Here is a 7,493-nt window from a genome sequence, read left to right on the forward strand (position 1 = left end):
ACCCTTGAAGCCCTCACCCCACCCCCTTAGCCTATTCCCGGTGCGCCTGCTGGTCCTTAGGCAGAAAAACTTCCGCAACCTCGCCACGTCAGTTTTCGCGCCGGGCGCGGGCCTCACCACCGTGGTGGGCGGCAACGCCCAGGGCAAGACCAATTTGCTCGAGGCCATCGAGCTGGTGCTGGGCGGTGAAATGCAGGGCAGCACCCTGGAGCGCATCGCTTTCGGTGAAAGCGAGGCCTTTTTGTACGCTGAGGTGGAAACCCAGTGGGGCCAGAGCCGGCTCGAGGCCCACCTAAGCCGCGAAGGGCGGGAACACCGGCTCAACGAGGCCCCAGCCTCCCTGCGCGAGCTGGCCCAGCTACCCGGGGCGGTACGGCTCGGCCCCGACGACCTGGCCCTGGTGCAGGGCCCCCCTGAGGAGCGCCGGCGCTTCCTGGATGTACTGCTCTCGCGCTTCTCGGCCCGCTACCGGGCCCTTTTGGGGAGGTATACCCGCGCCCTCCAGCAGCGCAACGCCCTGCTCAAAGAGCAGCTCCGTCGCCAAAGCCCCCTGTCCACCCTGCAAAGCGTCGTCGCCGTATGGAACGCTGAACTGGCCCGCTACGGCAGCGAGATCCTGAGCCTGCGCCGGCGCATGGTGGCCCGGCTATCCTCCCTGGCCCGCGAGGCCTACCGCGAACTGGCCCCGGGAGAGCTCGAGCTGGAGCTTTGGGAAACCGTGGCCCCCGAGCGCTTACTGGAAGCCCTGGAGGAAAACCTGGCTGAGGATTTGCAGCGGGGAGCCACCAGCCTGGGCCCCCACCGCGACGACCTCCTGATCCGGCTATCGGGGCGCGAAGCCGCCCGGTACGGCAGCCGGGGGGAATGCCGCAGCATCGCCATGGCGCTACGCCTGGCCGAGCACCGCCTGCTTTGGATGCACTACGACGAGGCCCCTTTGCTCCTGGTGGACGAGTGGAGCACCGAGCTGGATACCCGCCGCCGCGAGGCCCTGCTGGCCTACGCCCAGAGCCTACCCCAGGCCATCCTGGCGGGCCTCGAGACCCCGGGGATGGGCGCGGTGGTAAAAATTGAGGCAGGCGTATGGCGCTGAAAAACCCCAACCCTCGAGCCGTCCAAGAAGCCCGCCGGGGTCTTCTTTGGGCCCTGCTGCTCTCGCTGGCCATTCTGGCTGGCATCGTCGCCCTGCTCGCCGGCCTGACCCTGCTGCGCTTAGGTCCCCACGCCGCCACCCTCCTATCGGGCGAACCGGCAACCCTGGCCCCTGGCCTGCAGGCCAACCCCATCCTGCTGCAGGTTAGCCTGGGCGCCTTCGCGGTATCCACAGGGCTCCTGCTGGCCTTGGTGTGGACCATGCGCCAGCTCCGGCAGCGCTGGAGCCAAACCGTCCCTGAACCCAACAAGAAGCGGAAAAAACAAAAATAGGGCCAGGCTGGTCGCCTGACCCCTGCTTGGCGGAGGAGGGGGGATTCGAACCCCCGATAGGGACTTTAGGTCCCTATAGCGGTTTAGCAAACCGCCGCCTTCAGCCACTCGGCCACCCCTCCATGGGGTCGGGTTCTGGGGAGCCCCAAAACCGCACACGATACTTTAGCACAAAAATCCTCTAGTTGAAGTACCCCCTGGCGGAGGGAGAGGGATTCGAACCCCCGGTAGGCTTGCGCCTACTGCGGTTTTCAAGACCGCCGCTTTCGACCACTCAGCCATCCCTCCATCCAGCGCATACCCACTATGGGGCGGAGGAGCCGGCTTGTCAAGCCGAACCAATGGGGGGGCTTGCAATTTTTTCCAGGGTATGATAGAAAGCCCTTACAAAGGTTCGCAAACGATTGCAGTAGGTGCTGACAGAAGGAACCAGGCCCCAAGGGACTCCTCAAGCGTGTTCACACCTATGTGTGGCAGTGAGCTGCAAACGATTGCTAAATATGGTTAGCCTAGACGATGTAGCTAAACGAGCTCAAGTCTCCCCTTCCACCGTTTCCCGCGCCCTTTCGCACCCGGAAATGGTGGCCAAGGCCACTCGAGAGCGCATCCTGCAAGCCGTAGAGGAACTGGGCTACCAGCCCAACCAGGTAGCCCGGAGCCTGCGTAAGCGCAGCAGCCGCACACTAGGTCTAATCATCACCGATATTCTCAACCCCTTCCACGCTACCTTAGCTAAGGGTGTACAGGACGCGGCCGAGAAACACGATTACACCGTTTTCTTTTTCAACACCGACGAGGAACCCGAAAAAGAACGACGCGCCCTTTATTCGTTGCGTGGTCACCTGCCCCAAGGTCTTCTCATTGTTCCCACTGCCAAAGCCCGCGAAAACCTGAAGCTGATGAAGAATTTGCCTATTGTGGAGCTAGATCGCAGCAGCGGCACGCCTGGGGTACGCACTGTAATGGTGGATAACATAGGAGGAGCTCGTAAGGCCGTCCAGCACCTAATTGAGCTGGGTCACCAACGCATCGGAATGATTGTGGGGCGGCTCGACATCTCTACCGCCGTCGAACGCCATCAAGGCTACCGCGAGGCGCTAGCTGCGGCGGGTATACCCTACTGCGAAACACTGGTCTTGCCCGGCAATCACCGTGAAGAAGATGGCCGAAAGGCCGCCCTAGCCCTGCTCTCCCTCCCTCCTGAGGAGCGCCCCACTGCGCTTTTCGTAGGCAACAACGAGATGACCATAGGTGCCGTGCTGGCTATACGTGAGCTGGGCCTGCGCATTCCCGAAGATATCTCTATCGTGGGTTTTGATGACTCCCGCTGGGCCGCAACCACACACCCTGCACTGACCGTAGTGGCCCAGCCCACCTATGAGTTGGGTTATCTGGCCTGTGAAAGCCTCATCAGCTCCCTTAGCCAGGAGACAAGTCTTCCCCCCAACATTCGCTTGGAAGTGAGCTTCATTGTTCGGGAGTCCACCGCCCCACCAGGCGGTTTTAGCAATGGACTCAAAGGTAAAAGGAGGAAAGCGGCGAAGTAAGAGGCGTTTGGCAGAAGGCTCTGGTGAAAGGAGAAAATATGCGCAGGCAAGTGGTTCTAGGCATGTTGGCAGTAGGTATCGTAGCACTAGGGCTGGTCACAGCCCAAAACAAGACCCCTTACATCGGGCTCATCACCAAAACCGAGTCCAATCCCTTTTTCGTCAAGATGAAGGAGGGGGCTCAGAAGGAGGCCCAAAAACTGGGGGCCCGGTTCATCAGCGCTGCTGGCAAGACCGACGGAGACAATGCTAGCCAGGTTGCAGCCATCGAGAACATGGTGGCCGCTGGGGTGAATACTATCCTGATTACCCCCAGCGATGCCAAGGCCATCGTACCCGCCATCCAGAAAGCACGCGCTGCAGGGGTGCAGGTTATTGCGCTGGATAGCCCTACCGACCCACCGGATGCTGTGGACGCCCTATTCGCAACCAACAACTATCAAGCGGGGGTTCTGATAGGGCAGTACGCAGCCGCTGTGATGAAGGGCAAAAAGCCTATCATCGCCACTTTGGACCTCTTCCCTGGCCACCCAGTAGGAGCCCAGCGGCACAATGGCTTTCTAGCCGGCTTTGGCTTGAAGAGCTTTGGCCCTGAGAGCAACGAATTGGCCCGTCCAGCTGAAGTCGTTTGCATGGCCGACACCTACGGGGACCGGGCTAAAGGCCAGACAGCCATGGAAAACTGTCTGCAAAAGAACCCTAACATCAACTTGGTCTATACCATCAACGAGCCAGCTGCAGCTGGCGCTTATCAAGCCCTGAGGGCAGCAGGGAAAGAAAAGAACGTGATAATCGTCTCGATTGACGGGGGTTGCGAGGGTGTGCGCAATGTAGAGCGGGGTATTATCGCGGCCACTTCCCAGCAGTACCCTCTCAAGATGGCCGCCATGGGGGTACAGGCTGGGGTAAAGTACGCTCGGACCGGGGTTAAAGCCCGTGGCTACGTGGATACTGGAGTCAACCTAATCACCAAAACCCCGGTACCTGGGGTAAGCAGCAAGGACGTCAAGTTTGGCTTGGAGAACTGCTGGGGCCAGTAGAAACAACCTAGCTCAGGGGGCGGGCCAGCCCCCGCCCCCTGTTTGGTATCCTTTCTTGTAAGGTACAGACGTACAAAAAAAGCGAGGGCGGCATGGCAGATCAGCAATCCAGTGCAACCCACCCCAAAAACATTCTAGATAAACTTCCGAACCTGACCATTATGGGGCCGCTGGTGGCCCTTCTTCTGGCCATCGTTTTCTTCAGTCTACAGTCGGACCGATTTCTGACTGGTCAGAACTTCTCCTTGATTTTGCAGCAGGTCTCGGTGGTAGCGGTGCTGGCGATTGGCCAAACCCTCATAATCCTTACCGCTGGCATCGACCTCTCGGTGGGTTTCGTGATGGCCCTGGGAACTATGGTAATGGCCAAGTTCGCAGTAGAGCTGGGACTACCCCCCCTGTTGGCCATTTTGTGCGGAATAGCCATCACAAGTGGCTTCGGCTTTTTAAACGGCTTTTTGATCACCCGCTTTAACTTGCCCCCTTTCATCGTCACTTTGGGCACCATGAACATTGCCTTTGCTCTTACGCAGATTTACTCCAAAGCCCAAACTGTAAGCGGCCTGCCAGAAGCCCATCTGTTTTGGGGCAACACCTTTCGGTTGGGCGAAACCGTCTTCACCTACGGAGTGGTGTTGGTGATCATTCTATACCTTCTGGTTTGGTTCTTCTTGAGCGAAACCGCACCTGGACGCCATCTCTACGCAGTAGGCAACAACCCCGAGGCTGCCCGCTTGATGGGCATCCCCACCCAGCGGGTACTGCTCCTTACCTACACCATCGCAGGTTTCTTCTATGGGATTGCCGGCTGGCTTCTGATTTCCCGCACCAGTGTGGCCGACCCCAACGCCGGGCAAACCGAGAACCTCGAGACCATCACCGCTGTAGTACTAGGTGGCACCAGCCTTTTTGGGGGACGGGGAATGATTCTAGGCACGTTGCTGGGGGCCCTTATCGTGGGGGTCTTCCGTAACGGGCTAACCCTGATGGGGGTCTCTTCGGTTTACCAGGTCTTGATCACTGGAATTCTGGTAATTCTGGCCGTGGTAGCCGATCAAATCTCTAAGCGAAGGAACTAAGCCATGGAACTGAACCAACTGCAACCCACGCAAACGAACACGGTATCCCTGCCCTCATCTACACCCAGCCCCAAACCCAAGGTCGTGCTGGAGGCCCGCGGCCTAGTCAAGCGCTACGGTCATGTAACCGCGCTGGATGGGACCGATTTCGAGCTGCGGGAGGGGGAGATTTTGGCTGTAATAGGTGACAACGGTGCGGGCAAGTCGACCCTGATTAAGGCCCTATCAGGGGCAGTTATTCCTGACGCAGGGGAAATATATCTGGATGGTAAACGGGTGCACTTCCGCAGCCCCATGGACGCTCGCAAAAGTGGCATCGAAACGGTCTACCAGGATCTTGCGGTGGCCCCCGCTATGACCATCGCAGAAAACCTCTTTTTAGGGCGGGAAATCCTTAGGCCTGGTTGGTTTGCTCGCCTGATCCGGTGGATTGACAAAAAAAAGATGCTCGAGGAGGCCATTGCCTGCATGCAGGAGCTAAAAATCGGTGTCCGTTCTATGCGTCAGACGGTCGAAACCCTCTCGGGCGGCCAGCGGCAAGGGGTAGCGGTGGCCCGTAGCGCCGCTTTTGCACGTCACGTGGTGATAATGGACGAGCCCACCGCAGCCCTAGGGGTAAAGGAAGGCAACATGGTGCTGGAACTTATCCGGCGGGTGCGCGACAGCGGCCTACCGGTTATTATTATCAGCCACAATATGCCCCACGTCTTCGAGATCGCTGACCGTATCCACATCCAGCGCCTGGGCAAACGAGCGGCTGTGGTCAACCCCAAGAAAATAAGTATGTCTGATGCAGTAGCGGTGATGACCGGGGCCAAAAGTCCAGCCGAACTTCCCCCCGAGGTCTTGGCTGAATGAAATGTTCCTAGGCATAGACCTCGGCACCAGCTCCTGTAAAGCCCTGCTGCTTTCTCCTGAGGGGGAGGTCCTGGCCGAGGCCCAGGAGGGCTACGCCGTGCAGGCCCCCCAGCCCGGCTGGGCCGAGTCCGACCCCGAGGACTGGTGGCAGGCGGTGGGCCGGGCTGTGCGAAGGGTGGTAGAGAGGCATGCCGGTGAGGTACAGGCCCTTGGCCTTTCGGGCCAGATGCACGGGGTGGTGCTGGCCGACGCAGAGGGCCGCCCTTTGCGCCCGGCCATCCTTTGGGCCGACACCCGGGCCACGCAGGAACTAGAGGCCCTGGAAGCCCTACCCGCAGCGCAGCAGCACAGGCTGGCCAACCCGCTGGCGGTGGGGATGGCTGCACCAAGTCTTTTATGGGTGAAGAAGCACGAGCCCAGCGTCTACCAAAAAGCCCGCTGGGCTCTGCAGCCCAAGGACTGGCTGCGCTTCAGGCTTACCCAGAAGGCCGCGAGCGAACCCTCAGACGCCTCCGGCACCCTCCTGTACGACCTGGCTGGGGACACCTGGGACCTGGAGGTGGTGGAGGACCTGGGGTTGCGGCCCGAACTGCTTCCTCCCCTGATGCCCTCCGGGGCCGTCGCCGGCCATCTAACCCCCCCAAGCGCCGAGCAGCTGGGGCTGCCTGCAGGGCTGCCGGTGGCTGCCGGGGCCGCGGATACCGCCGCCGCCCTGCTGGGCAGCGGCCTGAGGCCCGGGGAGGCCCAGCTCACGGTGGGCTCGGGGGCCCAGCTCGCAGTACTGCTGGATGAACCCCGGGTGGACCCAACCCTGCGCACTCACCTTTACCGCGCAGCCCTCCCCCGCCAGTGGTACGCCATGGCCGCGCTGCAAAACGCCGGGCTGGCCTTAGAGTGGGTGCGGGAAACCCTGGGGCTAAGCTGGGCAGAGTTCTACCAGGAAGCCCAAAGCGTCCCGCCCGGCAGCGAGGGCCTGGTCTTTCTGCCCTACCTGACCGGGGAGCGCACCCCCCACCTCGACCCCAGGGCCCGGGGGGTCTGGGCCGGACTGGGACGGCATCACCGGCGGGGACATCTAGCACGGGCCGCGCTGGAAGGGGTGGCCTTTGGCTTGCGGGCCGGCCTCGAGGCCCTGGGTCAGACCCTTCCACCCAACACCCCCCTGCGCCTCGCAGGGGGGGGTAGCCTTCACCCGTTCTGGCGGCAGATGATAGCGGACGTACTGGGCCGGCCCCTTCTCCTCTCCCCGGTCTCCTCGGCCTCGGCCCGGGGGGCAGCTAGGCTGGCAGCACTAGCCCTGGGGCAGCCCCTTCCCCCGAGCCCCAGCCCCACCCAGGGGGTCTACCCCAGCCCCTGCGACTACGAGGAGGGTTATGCCCGTTTCCAAGGGCTCTACGCCCGCCTCAAAGGGTGGTTCGCCTAGAGGCTGGTAAGAACCTATTCGAAACGAAGAAGGACAGTTATGTTTATAACATGAAGCGTAGACCGTACCCCTCGGATGTGAGCGATGAGGAGTGGGCCTTCGTGATGCCCTACCTGACCCT

7 protein-coding genes and 2 tRNA genes are annotated in these 7,493 nt (G+C 61.1%); 7 read left to right on the plus strand and 2 right to left on the minus strand.

What is annotated here, in order from left to right; genetic code table 11:
- Positions 1-40 precede the first annotated feature (40 nt).
- Both recF and DV704_RS11495 read left to right on the plus strand, forming a co-directional pair.
- On the plus strand, positions 41-1,093 hold the full coding sequence (gene recF / locus DV704_RS11490) for a DNA replication and repair protein RecF (RefSeq protein WP_114799718.1): 1,053 nt from the start codon (positions 41-43) through the stop codon (positions 1,091-1,093).
- Positions 1,084-1,425, plus strand: coding sequence for a hypothetical protein (locus DV704_RS11495; RefSeq protein ID WP_114799719.1), 342 nt, complete (start codon positions 1,084-1,086; stop codon positions 1,423-1,425). The genes recF and DV704_RS11495 overlap by 10 nt, the downstream gene beginning before the upstream one ends.
- A gap of 27 nt (positions 1,426-1,452) precedes the next feature.
- Here the strand turns inward: DV704_RS11495 and DV704_RS11500 are convergent.
- Both DV704_RS11500 and DV704_RS11505 read right to left on the minus strand, forming a co-directional pair.
- Positions 1,453-1,547 (minus strand) — tRNA-Ser (locus DV704_RS11500).
- Positions 1,548-1,623: 76 nt separating this feature from the next.
- A tRNA-Ser gene (locus tag DV704_RS11505) sits at positions 1,624-1,713 on the minus strand.
- Between the two features lie 212 nt (positions 1,714-1,925).
- On the opposite strand from DV704_RS11505, the gene DV704_RS11510 reads away from it, so the two are divergent.
- From DV704_RS11510 to xylB, 5 genes are all read left to right on the plus strand, one after another.
- On the plus strand, positions 1,926-2,972 hold the full coding sequence (locus DV704_RS11510) for a LacI family DNA-binding transcriptional regulator (RefSeq protein WP_114799720.1): 1,047 nt from the start codon (positions 1,926-1,928) through the stop codon (positions 2,970-2,972).
- A 38-nt stretch (positions 2,973-3,010) separates the two neighbouring features.
- The gene (locus DV704_RS11515; protein WP_114799721.1) at positions 3,011-4,012 is read left to right on the plus strand and encodes a sugar ABC transporter substrate-binding protein; all 1,002 of its coding nucleotides are present in this window, start codon (positions 3,011-3,013) and stop codon (positions 4,010-4,012) included.
- 161 nt (positions 4,013-4,173) lie between these two features.
- A complete protein-coding gene (locus DV704_RS11520; protein ID WP_233498346.1) occupies positions 4,174-5,091 on the plus strand; it encodes an ABC transporter permease in 918 nt (305 codons plus the stop codon).
- A 3-nt stretch (positions 5,092-5,094) separates the two neighbouring features.
- On the plus strand, positions 5,095-5,949 hold the full coding sequence (locus DV704_RS11525) for an ATP-binding cassette domain-containing protein (protein WP_199489990.1): 855 nt from the start codon (positions 5,095-5,097) through the stop codon (positions 5,947-5,949).
- 1 nt (position 5,950) lies between these two features.
- Positions 5,951-7,372, plus strand: coding sequence for a xylulokinase (gene xylB / locus DV704_RS11530; protein ID WP_114799723.1), 1,422 nt, complete (start codon positions 5,951-5,953; stop codon positions 7,370-7,372).
- Positions 7,373-7,493: the final 121 nt, after the last annotated feature.

It is taken from the genome of Meiothermus sp. QL-1, assembly GCF_003351145.1.
Taxonomy (GTDB): Bacteria; Deinococcota; Deinococci; order Deinococcales; family Thermaceae; genus Meiothermus.